The sequence below is a fragment of the Pedobacter immunditicola genome, from assembly GCF_037482985.1.
Lineage (GTDB): Bacteria > Bacteroidota > Bacteroidia > Sphingobacteriales > Sphingobacteriaceae > Pedobacter > Pedobacter immunditicola.
Window position 1 is genome coordinate 1 of record NZ_JBBHKC010000001.1, and the last position, 15,689, is coordinate 15,689.

Annotated in this window: 12 protein-coding genes; 5 read left to right on the top strand and 7 right to left on the bottom strand. The window is 39.5% G+C overall.

Annotated elements, in window-relative coordinates; genetic code table 11:
• Nucleotides 1-126 precede the first annotated feature (126 nt).
• Genes WG905_RS00005 through WG905_RS00035 form a run of 7 tightly spaced genes read right to left on the bottom strand, consistent with a single transcriptional unit; the run spans nt 127 to nt 9,218 of the window.
• Nucleotides 127-696, bottom strand: coding sequence for a WcaF family extracellular polysaccharide biosynthesis acetyltransferase (locus WG905_RS00005; RefSeq protein ID WP_339589626.1), 570 nt, complete (start codon nt 694-696; stop codon nt 127-129).
• On the bottom strand, nt 665-2,125 hold the full coding sequence (xrtY, locus tag WG905_RS00010; RefSeq protein ID WP_339589627.1) for an exosortase Y: 1,461 nt from the start codon (nt 2,123-2,125) through the stop codon (nt 665-667). The genes WG905_RS00005 and xrtY overlap by 32 nt, the downstream gene beginning before the upstream one ends.
• Nucleotides 2,115-3,293: an XrtY-associated glycosyltransferase XYAG1 gene (locus tag WG905_RS00015; protein ID WP_339589628.1), complete on the bottom strand. Its 1,179-nt coding sequence runs from the start codon at nt 3,291-3,293 to the stop codon at nt 2,115-2,117. The genes xrtY and WG905_RS00015 overlap by 11 nt, the downstream gene beginning before the upstream one ends.
• A complete protein-coding gene (locus WG905_RS00020) occupies nt 3,290-4,708 on the bottom strand; it encodes an exosortase Y-associated Wzy-like protein (protein WP_339589629.1) in 1,419 nt (472 codons plus the stop codon). Before WG905_RS00020 ends, WG905_RS00015 begins: the two co-directional genes overlap by 4 nt.
• Entirely contained in the window at nt 4,701-5,780 is a 1,080-nt protein-coding gene (locus WG905_RS00025) for a glycosyltransferase family 4 protein (protein WP_339589630.1), read from the bottom strand. The genes WG905_RS00020 and WG905_RS00025 overlap by 8 nt, the downstream gene beginning before the upstream one ends.
• Entirely contained in the window at nt 5,777-6,952 is a 1,176-nt protein-coding gene (locus tag WG905_RS00030) for a glycosyltransferase family 4 protein (RefSeq protein ID WP_339589631.1), read from the bottom strand. The genes WG905_RS00025 and WG905_RS00030 overlap by 4 nt, the downstream gene beginning before the upstream one ends.
• Entirely contained in the window at nt 6,921-9,218 is a 2,298-nt protein-coding gene (locus WG905_RS00035) for a GumC family protein (RefSeq protein WP_339589632.1), read from the bottom strand. Before WG905_RS00035 ends, WG905_RS00030 begins: the two co-directional genes overlap by 32 nt.
• Nucleotides 9,219-9,322: 104 nt before the next feature.
• Between WG905_RS00035 and WG905_RS00040 the strand changes: the two genes are divergently transcribed.
• The 5 genes from WG905_RS00040 to WG905_RS00060 all read left to right on the top strand — a co-directional run bounded on the left by WG905_RS00040 (nt 9,323) and on the right by WG905_RS00060 (nt 15,581).
• Nucleotides 9,323-10,066 carry a glycosyltransferase family 2 protein gene (locus tag WG905_RS00040; protein WP_339589633.1) on the top strand — a complete coding sequence of 248 codons (744 nt, stop codon included), beginning with the start codon at nt 9,323-9,325 and terminating at the stop codon, nt 10,064-10,066.
• A gap of 50 nt (nt 10,067-10,116) precedes the next feature.
• Nucleotides 10,117-11,106, top strand: coding sequence for an MraY family glycosyltransferase (locus tag WG905_RS00045; RefSeq protein ID WP_339589634.1), 990 nt, complete (start codon nt 10,117-10,119; stop codon nt 11,104-11,106).
• A 52-nt stretch (nt 11,107-11,158) separates the two neighbouring features.
• Nucleotides 11,159-12,154, top strand: a complete 996-nt coding sequence (gap, locus tag WG905_RS00050) for a type I glyceraldehyde-3-phosphate dehydrogenase (RefSeq protein ID WP_339589635.1) — start codon at nt 11,159-11,161, stop codon at nt 12,152-12,154.
• 27 nt (nt 12,155-12,181) lie between these two features.
• Complete coding sequence (locus tag WG905_RS00055) at nt 12,182-14,053, top strand: glycoside hydrolase family 9 protein (protein ID WP_339589636.1); 1,872 nt, start codon at nt 12,182-12,184, stop codon at nt 14,051-14,053.
• Between the two features lie 334 nt (nt 14,054-14,387).
• Nucleotides 14,388-15,581, top strand: coding sequence for a phosphoglycerate kinase (locus tag WG905_RS00060; RefSeq protein ID WP_339589637.1), 1,194 nt, complete (start codon nt 14,388-14,390; stop codon nt 15,579-15,581).
• Nucleotides 15,582-15,689: the final 108 nt, after the last annotated feature.

The following is a 15,689-nucleotide window of genomic DNA, read 5'->3' on the forward strand; positions in this document are numbered from 1 at the left end:
TGAAAACTACAGGCTTTTCTTGTTTACAGGAAATTTGACTTCAGGCGGTTTTTGTTCATGTGTTCTTCAATCTAGTAAAGAATTGCTTGCACTTAAAGGTGATTTTACAGCAGTAATAAAGAATCCCTAACTTATCTCCACTGGATCCTCAATGCTTCGCTGGTTGACTCTGACAGCCGGGTTGCCCTGGTAAACTGAATAACTTTCCAGATCTTTAGTTGCCACTGACCCTACCCTCAGTACAGCATGTGATTTTACAGTAACACCGGGACAAACAATGGCTTTTGCGCATATCCATGCCCCATCTTCTAATACAATTGGCGCCGTCATTAAATTGAATGTAGAAAGCTTATAATTGTGGTTGCCTGTTAAAAGCATCGCTTTTTGAGATATACATACGTGTTTACCAATGTTAACTGCTGCTAAATTCTCTATATAGCAGTCGGCAAGCCAGCTATGGTCACCAAGTTTTAATTTCCACGGATATTTTATGACTACCGAAGGTTTAACCCTTACATCCTTGCCAATTTTAGCGCCAAATATCCTTAGAATAGCAACAAGAATGGTGCTTGAGGGAATTATTCCTGATTTAAAAAACAACAGATTGGCAATATACCAGGCGATCATTTTTGGCTTTGATGCTCCAATTTGAAAGCCTGATGTGTTAAAATCTCTTTTTAATTGAGTGGTGCTCATATGCAGGGTTTGTTTTAATGCTTTTTTGATTTAACCAGTAGTAAATAGAGCTCGCAATGATTAGATATATGATGCTATTGAAGATCTCATGCGAATTAATTTTCAACAGCATTGGCGCGGGCTTCCAGTATAAGGCGATAAGGATTAACCTCATCGTATTTAATACCTGGAAAGTAATTACTCCTGTTAGGAGAAAAAATAGCTTCTCTTTTATGGGTTTTGGATAGGCGAGTACAAATGCACTGAAAAGACTAAGAATGCCATAGCCTAAACAAGAATATACAAGGATGAAACCTGCTTTTCCTTCCACATGCAATCTGAATTCGTTGGTGATAACGTCATAACCGAAACTTTTAAGTATGGTTGCACTTGCCGCTATATTGAATTCCCTCCAATACTTGATATAATTGAAGTGTTGATCCAGGAAATGAATATATAATCCACCGGGACTGGTTAAACCGATGAATCCGATATTAAAATAATAGAGGACCAGGAATAACAAGGGAAAGAGTCCTGCAAATCTCAAAACATCTTTATTCTTAGGTTTGATGACCAGCGGCTGAGCGTTGTCTGTTTGTTTTATTTCATGTAGTTTTTCTTCTATTTTAATATCAACGATTAAACGAAACCAAAATCCCTGCAGGAAATGAAATACGATTCCTTTTTTACCATCCAATATTCCTTTTTGGACTAACATCCGGTAACCGAAATATAAAAATGGCCTGATATAACGAGGCAACTTCCACCATAACCGTTTCAACCATGCATTTCTGGCGTTCGGATCTCCCCATAAATCAGGTTTTATGCTTTGACCCCTTAAGTGTAACCTTCGCTCAATTTCTTCAGTCGCCAACAGGTCACTGTAATGGTTATGTTTTTCAATCCAGAAACTAACTGCATTTTCCTTTAAATTCTCTTCCATGATATGCCCTTTCTTCCATATCCTGGTTTTTCCCGGAACCTGAAATTTGTGGTCCATGTTCTCATTCAGGTCAGAATAGCCGATGTTAAACCTGAACATCTTTAATAAATAGAACGGATAATATCCTCCATGTTTGATCCATCTACCTTTGAATATATTTTTTCTGTTAAAGTAAATTCCATCTATATCCAAGTATTCGTCATTGCTAAATGTTTCCAGTAACTGGTATAACTCCGGCGTTACCACCTGGTCTGCATCCAGGCAGATTACCCATGGTGTTTTAATCGGGAAAAGCTTCAATGCGGCAACCCATTGTTTGGGGTGATTTTCGAAAGGATGATAAGCAACAGCAACATCATATTGGTTGCAAATGCTCCTGGTTTGGTCTGTACTTCCCGAATCCAAAACAAATGTATCGGCCATTAGCCCGGCTATTGATTTTACTAACCGCGGTAAATGCTGCTCTTCATTAAGGGTAAGGATAATAAAAGAAAACTCAGTTGACATGCTCCAGCAATTGATGATACATCGCTGTATATTTTGTAACCAGCGCTTTCTCCGTATAATCCTTACGGATAATCTTAGGTCCTTCTTTTCTTATCCTTGCCCGCTTTCCATGTTCGCCTGCAGCCTGCGTAAGCACGACGGCCATTTTCTGCGAATGTAATTCCGTAACCCAACCCAGGTTATTTTTTAAAACATAGGGCGCCAAGCCTACTTCTGTGGAGATCATCACAGGGGTGCCCGCAGAAAGACTTTCAATAACAACATTACCAAAATTTTCATTGTGTGATGGAAGTATCAACAGGTCATGATTCCGGTAAACCTCGTATTTTTTAGTGTTGTTCACCTCTCCGAGCCAGGTAATTTGCTGTTCAATCTTTAACTGCCTGCATAGGTTTTTCAATTTACTGACATAGGAAGATTCGCCCTGGCCTGCAATAGTTAGCTGCCAATGTATTCTAAGTTCATATAAGGCGATCAATAAGATTTCTAATCCCTTTTTCTCTTCTATCCTTGACAGAAAAAGAAGTTTAAAGGTGTGGGAGCTCTTGTTTGGAGATTGTACCTGATGGTCAAATGCCGGATACTTTACCAAATTCGGAATAACCAGAATTTCTTTATAACTTCTAGTTATTTTCGCGATATCCTTTTTTTCTTTTTCAGTGGTGGCATGTATCAAACATTGCTTTAATAAATGTTTACCGAGGAGTTTATGGATCATTTTTTTATAAAAGGAATTCCTATTGCTCCAAGTGTAAGGCGTTAACATTCCCCTGGGGGATAAAACAACCGGGATTCTGTATAAGGCGGCAGTTAAACAACTTAAGATGGCAATGGTATTCCACCAGGAATGTATGTGGATGACCAGTTGACCTGGATGGTTTTTTTTATTTTCCCTGATCATTTTAATCAGGTTAAAGATTAAAGACGGGCTAAAATGAGTATGGTCTTTGGTGAGCCGTTTATAATAATAAACTTCTACCTGGGCGACTTTATTTGGCATACTGGTGCTTACCGGCAATTCCGTTGTGCCATTGGCAGTAGTTGTTAAAACCTTTACTTGTAACTGCGTCTTATGGAGTTCCTCACATAATTTTGAAACCGATAAGGTTGGCCCTCCATAAAAATAGGCTGGCTTATAAGCTGGTGTAATTTGCAATATGGTTATCATAGGTTTTGAGTTTTAATGATTTTAAGGTGTTTCATTGTGTAAAAAAGCAGCAGCATTAAGATGAACCCATACACCATATTATTGATGATGAATTCCCAGTTGTTGCCTCTCCATAAGGGTTGGAAAATGCCGTTAAAGATGATCATACAGCCGAGTTCATAACTGCCAAAAAGCTCCTCACTTTTATTACAAAGCCATTGTGCAATTAAACCATAGACCAGCATAGAAATAAAAACGCCTGGTAATCCTGCACTTAAATAGCCATCAATGATGGTGCGTGTTTTAGCCGAAACGGGTGATAATCGGTGCACAACGCCTGCCTTGTAAACTCTTTCCATGGATAGCTTTTCAGTATTTGGTTTTTGAATCCATAATACCCTTGGTATTAATGCATAACCTGCATTTTTTAAAATTTTTGTACCATAGTAAGGCTGTTGTTCCGGCGTGTTTTTAATGTATTGACAGAACATCGCAATCTCACTTAAACGCCTTGTCAAAAATGCCCAGTTGTTATTGGTAATCAGGTCTTCATTACGGCCACTGGCAAATACCTCATATGCTTCAGCTCTTGCTTCCTGCGGACTTTTATTCCCTGTCCAGGATTCTTTTCGAACAACAGTAGTTAGCGTAGGTAAAGTGTACATCAATAAATACAGTATGGGAATAAAGAGGAAAGCAGTTGCTTTCTTAAAATACGGATAGGCTAAGAAACTGAGTGTAATAACATTGATCAGCAGGATTTCCTTATATCCGGTCAGGGTGGCATTTAAAATATGCAGGCCAAAAAATAAGCCGCCAAAAAGCAGGAGCATTGGTTTTTTCTTGTATAGCCCAATAATTAGGAGATAGGCCTGGGCTGCAACAGAAACCGCGAGAAGGTAATATTTGAACTGTAACATGGAGGGCAGGTAGTTCAATAATAATCCAACAAGCATGGTGGCGATACTTAGTTTGATCAGAGCTTCTTCTAGGGAAATCGTTAATTGATGTTTTTTAGAAAATTTGCTTTTTTGCTGGGAGATGATGCCAGCCACTAAAGCGATCTGTCCGAGTAGGACCATTCTCTGGCTTTTAGCCAGCAAATAGGTTTGTTCATTTACGTGGAAATCCCTGTAACTTTTTTGGCTTAAATATTCAAATCCCAAATGATCAGCAAAGTAAAAGATGGATGTGCAACACATGTAACCTGCAAAGATGAGTTGCAGTAGAATGATGGGGCGCATGATCTGTTGACTAGCCATCCGGTCAATACTGATACATCTTAGGGGAGATAGGATGGTTGCATAAAAGATAAAAAACGAGCCCATAAATGCCAGGATAAAAGACAACACAGGGTGGTGCGTCAAAAGCTGCGCAAATAACCATGGCAAAGTGATGGTAAGCAGGAGGGTGATTTTTGCAGTGTTTTCAGGCATACAGACATGTGATGATGTTTTCTACCTGAACATTGAAATTCCAATGACGGATGATTTCAAAAGAGTGCTTTCCTGCTTCCTTAAGAAACAGTGGCTGACGGAGCAAATAATTGAGTTGTCTTTTAAGATCTTCGGGTTCGTTACTTTTAAAAATCACCCCATTACCTGTTGTCACCAGGTCGACCGCTGCGCCACATTGGTCGGAAACGAGCACTGCCTTTCCGCATGCCATGGCTTCATTAATGGAGAGGCCCCAGGATTCGTTTTTTGATGGGAGGCAAAATAAATCGCAGACCTGGTATATGCCTGGCATGGCTAGCTGATTTTGAAAGGGTAAAAAATGAATATTCTTGTGTTGCATGGCCTCTTGTTTAAGTTGTTGCTCGAGGATGCCATTGCCTACAAAAAGAAGATGGGCGTTTTTCATGGAAATTTCGATAAATGCCCGTAATAACCCAAGCACATTTTTGTTGTCATTAAACTTTCCAGCAAAGAGCACCAGCGTATCTGTTTGTAACAAGCCCAGCTCCGCCCTCAAGTTTGATGGGGTTGGTTGTTGAAAGGAAAACCTGTCATTGTCAATGGCATGCGGTGCAAATGTCAACTGCTTTTCTTGTAATCCGTATTTTAGAAAATAAGCTTTGTTATGCGTACCGGCATAAACTGCATAGTTTACATGTTGATATACCCAGGTTAAGGCAAATTCTTTGAGCTTATCTTTCCACCAGGGCAACTTTTTAAGGAGGGTGGAATCTCCACTAAACACTATTTTTGTTTTATTTTTAAAATGCCTTAATAGCTGGAGATGCCCCTTAGATGCCCAGCCATAAATGAAAAGGCATTGAGGCTGGTAGCGGGAAATCTGCTCAATTCTTGTTCGGCCAACAATCCATTCATAATTATAGCCCGACAGCAAGGGGATATCCCATTGAATTTTACGTTGAAATTCTTTGTCATAAGTGTTGCCCAGCCCCTCTGTATAGAACACTTTTAGTTCAACTCTTTTTGCCAGTAGTTGAAACACAGGGGCGGCATATTGTACCGGGTGGGTGGATATTATAGCAAGTTTCATATGTGCGAAGGAGTATCTGTATGCAATAGTTTGTTAACATGCTGTTTATACGTCAGATAGTTAAAGTGTTGAATACAAGTTTGCTGGATGCTTCTGGTCTTATTTGAATTTGACTCAGCCTTTAAAAGTTGCCTGATGGTGCTTTGTAATTGTGCGCTGTTGTCCGGATCAATGATTTCTCCTAGCTTCCCGTCCAGAATTGCTTCTTTACTGCCATCCTGGCCGCCGCAAATGATCTTTCTCCCACAGGCAGCAGCCTCGATTAAGACCAGGCCAAAACCTTCTTTTTTACTAGTGAGTATAAATATATCGGCCAACAGGTAATGGTTGATCAGTTCTTCTTCAGGGATGAAGCCGAGCAGCTTCACGTGATCTTGCAAGTTGTTTTTTATCAATAGGTCGCTAAGTCGTTGTCTTTCCTCATGATCCGTTTTTCCTGCCATGAGGTAGCATAAATCCGGAAATTCTTTCAATAGTCCTGGTAAGCATTCAATTAATAGATCGTAGCCTTTCTCGCGTTCGTGCCTGCTTATCCTTGTAATCAACAGCAGAACCGGTTGTATTTCTGTGAGCTTGTACTTTTTTAACAGCCTTGGCGGCTTACTGAAATTAGCTGGAACAGGAAAAAAGGGATCCAGGCAGTTGTGGAGCACCTGAATATTTTCTGGAGCGATGCCATGTCTTCGCACTGTCTGTTGTGCTGTGAAATTGCTCACCGACCAGATAGATACCTTGCTACGTAGAAATGAAGATTTCCAGCATGGCAGGGCCCTCCAAACTTCCGTACCATGGATGAGTAAAATGACTTTGGTTGCTGGCCTGATCAGTTTGATGAGGAACACGATAGGAATCAGGTTGACATGGCTTAAAAGGATTTTTGTTGCCCCGAGACTTTTCTGAATGGCAAATAAGGTGAACCAAAACTTATTATAACCGAAGCCTTTAAACCAGCCGGTTTTTAGATAACGGTTATCCAGATCTTTTGTATGGTCACAGAGCGATAGCACCAGTAGTTCATTTTCGTTCACCATAAGATCTGCTAACGCACTGCTTATGGTTCTGCAGACTTTCTGTATGCCACCTGTTTCACTAAAAACACTTAGCGTAAGAAAGAGCAGTTTTTCTTTTTTGCTGCCAGGATTAGTTCGCATTGGCGCTATCATAATGTTCATACGATCGTTCATTGGACGAAAGGCTATAATACTTCTTATGGCTCCTGCCATGATTAAAGGCATTGAGCACAATGGCCATATTTGCTAATTTAAATTCCTGAGCTAATTTCTCGGGTAAGGTTGCCGCCTCACGCCTCGAGAAACCCTGACGGAGGACGAAGAAATTAACGTCCGCCATCCTCATTAAAGGAATGCTGTCTGACACCAGGCCGACGGGTGCTGAATCAAGGATGATGAAGTCATATCTTTCCTGCAAATACTTTATCAGTTCACACATATTATCTGATTGGATAAGTTCGGACGGATTTGGTGGTACTGGTCCCGCAGGTATAAAGTCTAAGTTTTTAAATCTGGTCTCCAGGCAAAGCTGGTCAATTGATTCCTGACCTGATAAATAACTACTTAAGCCACATTGATTGCTGGTTTGGAATGTTTTGTGCAACTGTGATTTCCTCAGATCCGTGGAAACAATAATTACTTTTTTATCAATCAGGCACAATGTTCCCGCCAGGTTAAGGGAGGTAAATGATTTACCCTCACCAGCAATTTCCGAGGTTACACAAATAACTTTTCCATTGTTACCCGAAACCATGAAATTCAAGTTAGCACGCATGGCACGTACAGATTCTGAAAATAAGGATCGGGGGCAATCAATTGATAAGATTTGATGCGCGTCAACATTTCCTTTGTAGTTACGAATAGAACCAATAATGGGAACATTACTCAATTCCTCAATCGTTTCTACATCATATAAGTATGGATTGAACTTGCGGACTGCAAAGATGGAAAGCGTACCTAATGCAAGTCCTGCAAGTACAAAGTCTTTATATATATTGGCTTCAACAGGATAACTTGGTTTAGAGGACACCACTGCTTCATCTATGATCTGTGCACCTGAAGTAATAGCAGCGTTTGAAATATGGGCTTCCAGTTTCTTTTCGGAAAGGTAGTTATACACTTTTTGGTTGATGTTGTAATCAGACTGAAGACTGATGTAATCTCTTTCTTTGGCAGGTACAGCTGATATACCTGACTTGATTTCCTGTATTTCCCTGTTGAGATAGGAAAGTAACTCCCTGTTTTGAAACTGCTGACTTTTAATATTGGCGGTGATGGCAAGTTTGAACTCATTTAACTGTTCTTCTAAATCAACCATGAATGCAGAACCCAGCTGGTAAGTTTTCATAGCGGCTGTCTTTTTGTCGATCAATAAATTGAACTTATTCAGGAGCGTTATTAACTGCGGATCCTCTACGCCCTGTAGATTAAAATTAGGTGCATTCACCCCATGGTTACTTTCCAGTCCTTTTTGTAGTGCTGAAGTAAATAAATTTTGTATCGTAAGGTTGTGTTTTTCAGTCTCAAGGCTGGTCAGCCGTGTGATCAGGCTCTCTGCGTTCGAAGAAACATCCAACATTTGGTGTTCCGCTTTGAATTCCTGTATGTCTGCGGCTGATTTCTTCAATACCACAGACATGTTTTGAAGGAGCGTGTCGATGTATAGTGATGTCTGTTTGATGGAAACCGAGCGTTGTGATCTGTCAAAGTTTTGATACTCCTCAAGAATGGAATTTAAAAGATCCCTGGCAAAATATGGGTTAGCATCAGAAAGTGTCAGGTGAAGAATGTTAGTGTTTTGATTATCGTCAATTTTTAAGGAGGCATTAGCGTCCGCTAATAATTCATGTAATGCATTAAATTTAAAATAAATAGTACCTGGTAAAGTTGAACTGTCCGGGTGATGAATTGTAAAAGAAAATCCTTCCATGTGTATTTGTTTGCCGTAGGCATGCTTACTTTTTGCCTTGAAATTATGGAAGGTGTAGGATAATTGGAATTCTTTAGGGTTAAGCGCTTCAAACTTAAACAAGGTGGTACTGGTTTCCCCTTTGGGAAGTTTTTCTAGTGCGATGGAAAATGGTTTTAGAGGATAAATATTTACAAGATTGAAGTGTTCATCTGTAAAAAAGGAGATTTTGTAATCCAATGCTATAATGGCTTTGGTTAACACATTCCTGGAATATAAAATCAGTTTCTCTGATTCCGACTTACTGGTTCGGTCATAAAGGTTTTTAATATTGATTAGCTCTGATAATTCAGATTTTTTGTCATCGAGTTTTACCGATGCATTCGAGCTGTAAGAAGGTACTGTAAAATAAAGAAATAAATAACCGCCTGCAAGTGATAAGAGAATCGAAATAACCAGGTAGTGCCATTTACTTGTGATGATTTTTAATGCTTTTAAATAGCTTTCCCTTTGTTCCATGTGGTAATGTTCTTAATTGCTATTACAATACTATATTTAATTAAATTAATATTTTACTTTAATTTTATTTTGTATTACGTTTGGTATAAATCCATTAATTATAAATGAAAGTTAGTATAATTACAGTCGTGTTCAATTGTGCTACCTATATTTCTGGTTGCATTGACTCTATTTTGAAACAAAAGCACAAGGAAATAGAATATATTATCATCGATGGCAATTCCACGGATGGTACAGTTTCCATCATAGAAACCTATGCGCCGAAAGTTCATTGTTTTGTTTCTGAGCCAGATAATGGCTTTTATGGTGCTTTAAACAAAGGAATCAATATGGCAACGGGTGATGTCATTGGCATTCTGAATGCTGATGATGTGCTGGCGGATGCAGATGTCATTACCACGATTGTGGAGAATTTCAAAAATAATTCATGTGATGCTGTCTATGGAAATTTAAATTATACGCACCGCAGTGACCTCAATCAGGTGATCCGGAAATGGCGGTCAAATTCATATCGAAGGAATGCCATTAAATATGGTTGGATGCCTCCTCATCCGACCATTTATATCCGGAAAGAAATATATCTGAAGCATGGTACTTATTCAATTGATTATGGCCATTCTTCAGATTATGAGCTCATCTTAAGGTTTTTTTATAAACACCAGATCAATACAGTTTATGTAGACAGGTTATTTGTAAAAATGAGATTGGGTGGCATTAGCAATAGCAGCTATAAGCAGTTATTTAAAGCTTGTTCTGCAGATTACAAAGCCATGATTTTTAACGATGTCCCACGTCCGGTAGTAGCAGTTTTAGCAAAAAAATTAAGAAAACTTGAACAATATTTCTGATGTATTATTTCATGCTAGCTGTTCTATCTTTTTTAAGTGTAACCCTATTTTTGTCGATAATTATTTGGTTTTCAGAAAAATACAAATTGTATGATAGAAATTATACGCTAATAAATAATGGTCAGAACATTTCCAGATTAGGAGGCATTGGTGTCTTTTTCACTTTTTGTTTCATCTTCATTTTGTCGGCCTGGGATACTGGTGAATACCCTGGTTATTATTTTTTTCTTGGTCTTTTTTTGCTTTTTATTTTAGGCTTGTGTGATGATGTTTATGACATCAAGGCTGGCACTAAGTTCATCGTACAATTGTTCATTGCAAGTCTGTTGGTCGTTTATGGGCAGGTGAAATACCATGTCTTGTTCTTTGATTCAATGGCCATAAATGTGATGATCGGGGATGTATTCTCTGTAGTGTTGCTGGTTTATGTGATCAATGCCTTTAATTTGATTGATGGCATCGATGGGTTGGCTGCCATGTTGGGTGCATTGATCAATTTGTTTCTGGCTATGGCACTTGCCCTGCATCATGAAGTATTGTATGCTGCAATGGCCATAGTTTTGTTCGGTACTTTAAGCGGGTTTTTAATATTTAATTTTTCTCCTGCAAAGGTTTTCATGGGTGATTCAGGTTCAATGATCATTGGGTTTATTTCTTCGGTGGTTGCTTTAAAATTTATCGAGTTGAACCTGGACGCTTATCCTTCTGTTTATACAGGTTCAGTGTTAGTTCTTGCTTTATTTATTGTTCCATTATATGATACCGTCCGTGTTTTCTTTATCCGCTTGAAGTTAAAAAAATCCCCATTTACTGGCGATCAAAACCATATTCACCATCGTTTGAGACGCATGGGACTTCAAGATTATCAGATTGTATTGCTGCTTGCTTTTTACACCTTGATGATGGTGTTCTTCGTTTATCTGTTACAACCAGTTGGTGATCTTTTACTCTGTTTCCTGTTGCTGATCGTCTGTATGTCCTTAAATTCGTTACTAGATTGCCGGTTGAAAAGGAGAATTCGTTCTAGAAAACTTAATTAGAAATAACCAATCTTTCTTTATAGATTATAGGTATTTTTGAGCCCAAATGAATATGAATATAGCTATAAATGGTTTCGGTAGAATCGGACGTAATTTTTTACGTGCTGCACTTCAAAAAAACCTCAATATCGTCGCCATCAATGATCTGGCCGCTCCTGAAACATTGGCCCACCTGTTTAAATATGATACAGTACACCGCAGTTTTAAAGGAATTGTAACTGCAGAAGAGAATGCAATTGTGATTAATGGGAAAAGAATTCTCGTGTATGCAAACCCGAATGCCATAGAATTACCCTGGAAAGAGTTAGGAATAGATTTGGTGTTGGAGGCAACAGGAAGGTATACCTCCAGGATTAAAGCTTCTTTGCACCTAGCAGCAGGCGCAAAACAGGTGCTCATTTCTGCTCCGGCCACAGATAAAGATATTCCGATGGTAATTCTTGGTGTAAATGAGAAGGACGTTGACCTTAAAGCTGCTATTCTATCTAACGCTTCCTGTACAACAAACAATGTAGCGCCTATGGTGAAACTACTAGATGATAACTGGGGTATTGAGGATGGTTATATCACTACCGTTCACTCCATGACGGGTGACCAGAATTTACATGATGCACCACATAAAGATTTGCGCCGGGCAAGAGCTGCTTCAGCCTCTATTATTCCTACAACCACGGGGGCTGCAAAAGCAATTACCTATGTTTTTCCTCACCTGGACGGTAAACTTGGTGGGGCTGGAATCCGTGTTCCGGTACTTAATGGGTCGCTGACTGACTTCACCTGTATTTTAAAAAAACCGGCTACTATTGCTGAAATTAATGAGGTCTTTAAAAAAGCATCATTAAATGAGATGAATTCCATATTGGAATATACAGAAGATCCCATTGTTTCTGTGGATATTCTTGACAACGAGCATTCCTGTATTTTTGATGCACAGCTGACTTCCATCGTGGGCGACCTGGTTAAAGTAGTTGGCTGGTATGATAATGAATCTGGTTATTCGGCCAGGTTAGTAGATCTGATATTAAAAATTTCTGCCATGAGAAGATAAATTCATCACCTATCAAAATATATATTCATGAAAAAAGCGCTACTTATTTTTGCAGGCACCTTGTTGATCATTGTACCTCAGTTACTTGCAGGAAATAGTTCTGAAGTCATCAACGCTTCATCACCATTCAAAAGCAAGCAATATACTGTTGAAAATAACCCAAACTCAGCGATCAGGGTTAATCAGTTAGGTTATTCGCCTGCAGGTGTAAAAGTGGCAGTATTTGGATTAAAGTCGGGCAATATTAATAGTCAGGATTTCGAGCTTGTTGATGCCGCCACCCATCAGGTGGTTTATAAAAATCAAGTGGGTGCAGATTTTGGTAAATATGGTCCTTTTGTTGCCACTTACAGACTGAATTTTTCAGCGTTTAAATCACCTGGAAACTACTATGTTAAAGCAGGAAGTAAGGTTTCTTCGTCTTTTAAAATTTCAAATGACGTATATAAAGGTACAGCCGATTTTGTCTTACGTTATTTACGTCAGCAAAGAAGTGGCTTTAATCCCTATCTAAAAGATTCCTGTCATACCAAGGATGGGTATGTAGTTTACGGTCCGGTACCAACAATCACCCGTATAGATGCTTCTGGTGGCTGGCATGATGCAAGTGACTATTTGCAATATGTTACCACCTCTGCAAATGCAACTTATCATCTTTTGGCGGCTTACCGGGATTTTCCAACGGTATTTACTGATCATCACCAGGCTAATGGCCTCGAAGGTTCCAACGGTGTGCCTGATATTTTAGATGAAGGCAAGTGGGGGTTACAATGGTTATTGAAAATGCATCCCCGTGAAGATTGGATGTTCAATCAGATTGCTGATGACAGGGATCATGCGGGCTTGCGGTTACCGAATAAGGATTCGGTAGATTATGGCTATGGAAAAGCCAATGGGCGTCCGGTGTATTTTATTACAGGGAAACCACAAGGACTGGGCAAATACAGTAACCGTAGTACAGGTGCTGCATCTACTGCTGGTAAGTTTGCCAGTGCTTTTGCATTGGGTGCAAGTATTTATGACTCCAAAGATCAGGCTTTCGCCGGGCTGCTGGCAAATCGTTCTATTTCTGCTTTTAAGTATGGCCTGGACAAACCCGGTGTGGCGCAAACGGCATCAACCTTATCTCCATATTTCTATGAAGAAGATAACTGGGTTGATGACATGGAACTGGGTGCTGCAGCAATTTTTGCAATGAACCAAGACAAAGCTTATTTGAAACATGCACTTAAATATAGCCGGAAAGAAAAGGTAACCCCATGGATGGGTGCTGATACCGCACGTCACTATCAATGGTATCCTTTCCATAATTTCGGACATTATGAACTGGCTAAAAATACCGGTGCATCGCAGAAATCGGCCTTATTGAAATATTACAAAGAAGGTATTGACAGGGTATGGAAAAAATCTGCTGGGAATGCTTTCTACAGAGGTATACCTTTTATTTGGTGCTCTAATAACCTGACGGTTTCTTTTGCTATTCAATGTTATTTATATCGTACCATGAGTGGTGACAATACCTATTTGGAGCTTGAACAAGCTTGTTTTGACTGGCTATTCGGCTGTAATCCATGGGGTAAAAGCATGGTTTATGGTATGCCCGAACATGGTGATACACCTCAAGATCCTCACTCGTCGTTTACAATGCTTTATGGCTATCCTTTAGATGGCGGTTTGGTTGATGGCCCTGTATATACGGGCATTTTTAATAACCTGCGTGGTATCAACCTCCGGGGTGCTGATAAATATGCAGCGTATCAATCTGACCTGGCGGTTTATCATGATGACTCAGGAGATTACAGTACCAATGAACCTACCATGGATGGTACAGCATCTCTTGTCTATTTACTCGCTGCCCGCGAAAATGAGTTTAAAAATACAGGCAAAAAAGAAAATTGATGACCTTGGATTTCACTTAGGTACAGTCGTAAATGATCAAATTGTCTGATTGCAAGTTTTCTTTCCTGAAGATCATGCAGATAGGGATACTGCAGGGTAGAAATTGCGTGGGATGGCTACAGATCCGGATTTTTTTGGAAAGTATTTATGGAACAGAGTTGATAAATTTTGCAAAAAATGAGCTAATAGCTGCTAATGCTTCTTATATTTGGTGCAATGCACGTAGTTCGGCAGTCCGGTTTTATAAAAATCAGACTTTGAACTCATCTCTGATGAATTTGAAATCCCCGGCATAGGCATGCATTTTACTATGTTATTCAATTTAAAAAATACGATGAATACAATTGACCAGTATAACTTTGAAAATAAAAAAGCGCTTGTTCGGGTAGACTTTAATGTGCCTTTGGACAAAGAATTTAACATCACGGATGATAAACGCATGCGTGCGGCATTGCCAACCATTACCAAGATCTTAAATGATGGCGGTTCTGTAATTTTAATGTCTCACCTGGGAAGACCAAAAGGTGGCCCAGAAGATAAATATTCATTGAAGCACATCTTAGGTGACCTATCAAGAATGCTGGACCTGGAAGTGAAATTTGCCAATGATTGTATAGGAAAAGATGCGAAGGATAAGGCATTAAACCTGGTTCCCGGACAAGTACTGCTACTTGAAAACTTACGTTTCTATAAAGAAGAAGAGGCCGGTGATAAAGAATTTGCTGGAAAGCTCGCAAGCCTTGGTGATGTTTATGTGAACGATGCTTTTGGAACTGCCCACCGTGCGCATGCCTCTACAGCTATTGTTGCAGAATTTTTCCCGGATGCGAAATATTTCGGTTACCTGATGGCAGAAGAATTGAAAAATGCTGAAAAGATTAACCATCACGCGGATAAGCCATTTACAGCGATCATGGGTGGTGCGAAAGTTTCAGATAAAATTTTACTGATTGAAAGCTTATTAGAGAAAGTTGATAACTTGATTATCGGCGGTGGTATGGCGTATACTTTTGCAAAAGCTCAGGGCGGTGAAATTGGTACTTCTTTGTTGGAAGCTGATAGAATGCCGCTTTGTCTTGAACTTTTGGAAAAAGCTAAAGCTAAAGGTGTTAATATACTTTTGCCTTTGGATACCGTAATTGCTGACAAGTTTGACAATGATGCAGAAAAGAAAAATGTAGATAGTGGTGAAATACCTGAAGATTGGATGGGATTAGATATTGGCCCTAAAACTGTTGAGTTATTTACCAGCGTAATTAAAAATTCAAAGACCTTGTTGTGGAATGGCCCGATGGGCGTATTTGAAATGGACAATTTCGCACATGGTACCCGTGCAATCGCTGATGCAGTAGTTGCGGCCACGAAAGAAAACGACGCGTTTTCTTTAATTGGGGGCGGTGACTCAGCAGCTGCAATTGCGAAGTTTAACCTTGAAGATGAGGTCAGTTTTGTATCTACCGGTGGTGGTGCATTATTGGAATATATGGAAGGAAAAGAATTACCTGGTGTTAAGGCGATTAATTCTTAGTCATTTCACTTAAGGTAATTGATTTAAAGCTTAACGTTGAACCGAAAGCGCCCTTTGGAAAAAGGGCGCTTTTTATTTTACCACCGTTTTTGGGGGTGCTGAGCACGT

Coding starts and splice junctions, on each gene's coding strand:
- WG905_RS00005 (WP_339589626.1), bottom strand. CDS start 696: ATGAGCACCACTCAATTAAAAAGAGATTTTAACACATCAGGCTTTCAA.
- xrtY (WP_339589627.1), bottom strand. CDS start 2,125: ATGTCAACTGAGTTTTCTTTTATTATCCTTACCCTTAATGAAGAGCAG.
- WG905_RS00015 (WP_339589628.1), bottom strand. CDS start 3,293: ATGATAACCATATTGCAAATTACACCAGCTTATAAGCCAGCCTATTTT.
- WG905_RS00020 (WP_339589629.1), bottom strand. CDS start 4,708: ATGCCTGAAAACACTGCAAAAATCACCCTCCTGCTTACCATCACTTTG.
- WG905_RS00025 (WP_339589630.1), bottom strand. CDS start 5,780: ATGAAACTTGCTATAATATCCACCCACCCGGTACAATATGCCGCCCCT.
- WG905_RS00030 (WP_339589631.1), bottom strand. CDS start 6,952: ATGAACATTATGATAGCGCCAATGCGAACTAATCCTGGCAGCAAAAAA.
- WG905_RS00035 (WP_339589632.1), bottom strand. CDS start 9,218: ATGGAACAAAGGGAAAGCTATTTAAAAGCATTAAAAATCATCACAAGT.
- WG905_RS00040 (WP_339589633.1), top strand. CDS start 9,323: ATGAAAGTTAGTATAATTACAGTCGTGTTCAATTGTGCTACCTATATT.
- gap (WP_339589635.1), top strand. CDS start 11,159: ATGAATATAGCTATAAATGGTTTCGGTAGAATCGGACGTAATTTTTTA.
- WG905_RS00055 (WP_339589636.1), top strand. CDS start 12,182: ATGAAAAAAGCGCTACTTATTTTTGCAGGCACCTTGTTGATCATTGTA.
- WG905_RS00060 (WP_339589637.1), top strand. CDS start 14,388: ATGAATACAATTGACCAGTATAACTTTGAAAATAAAAAAGCGCTTGTT.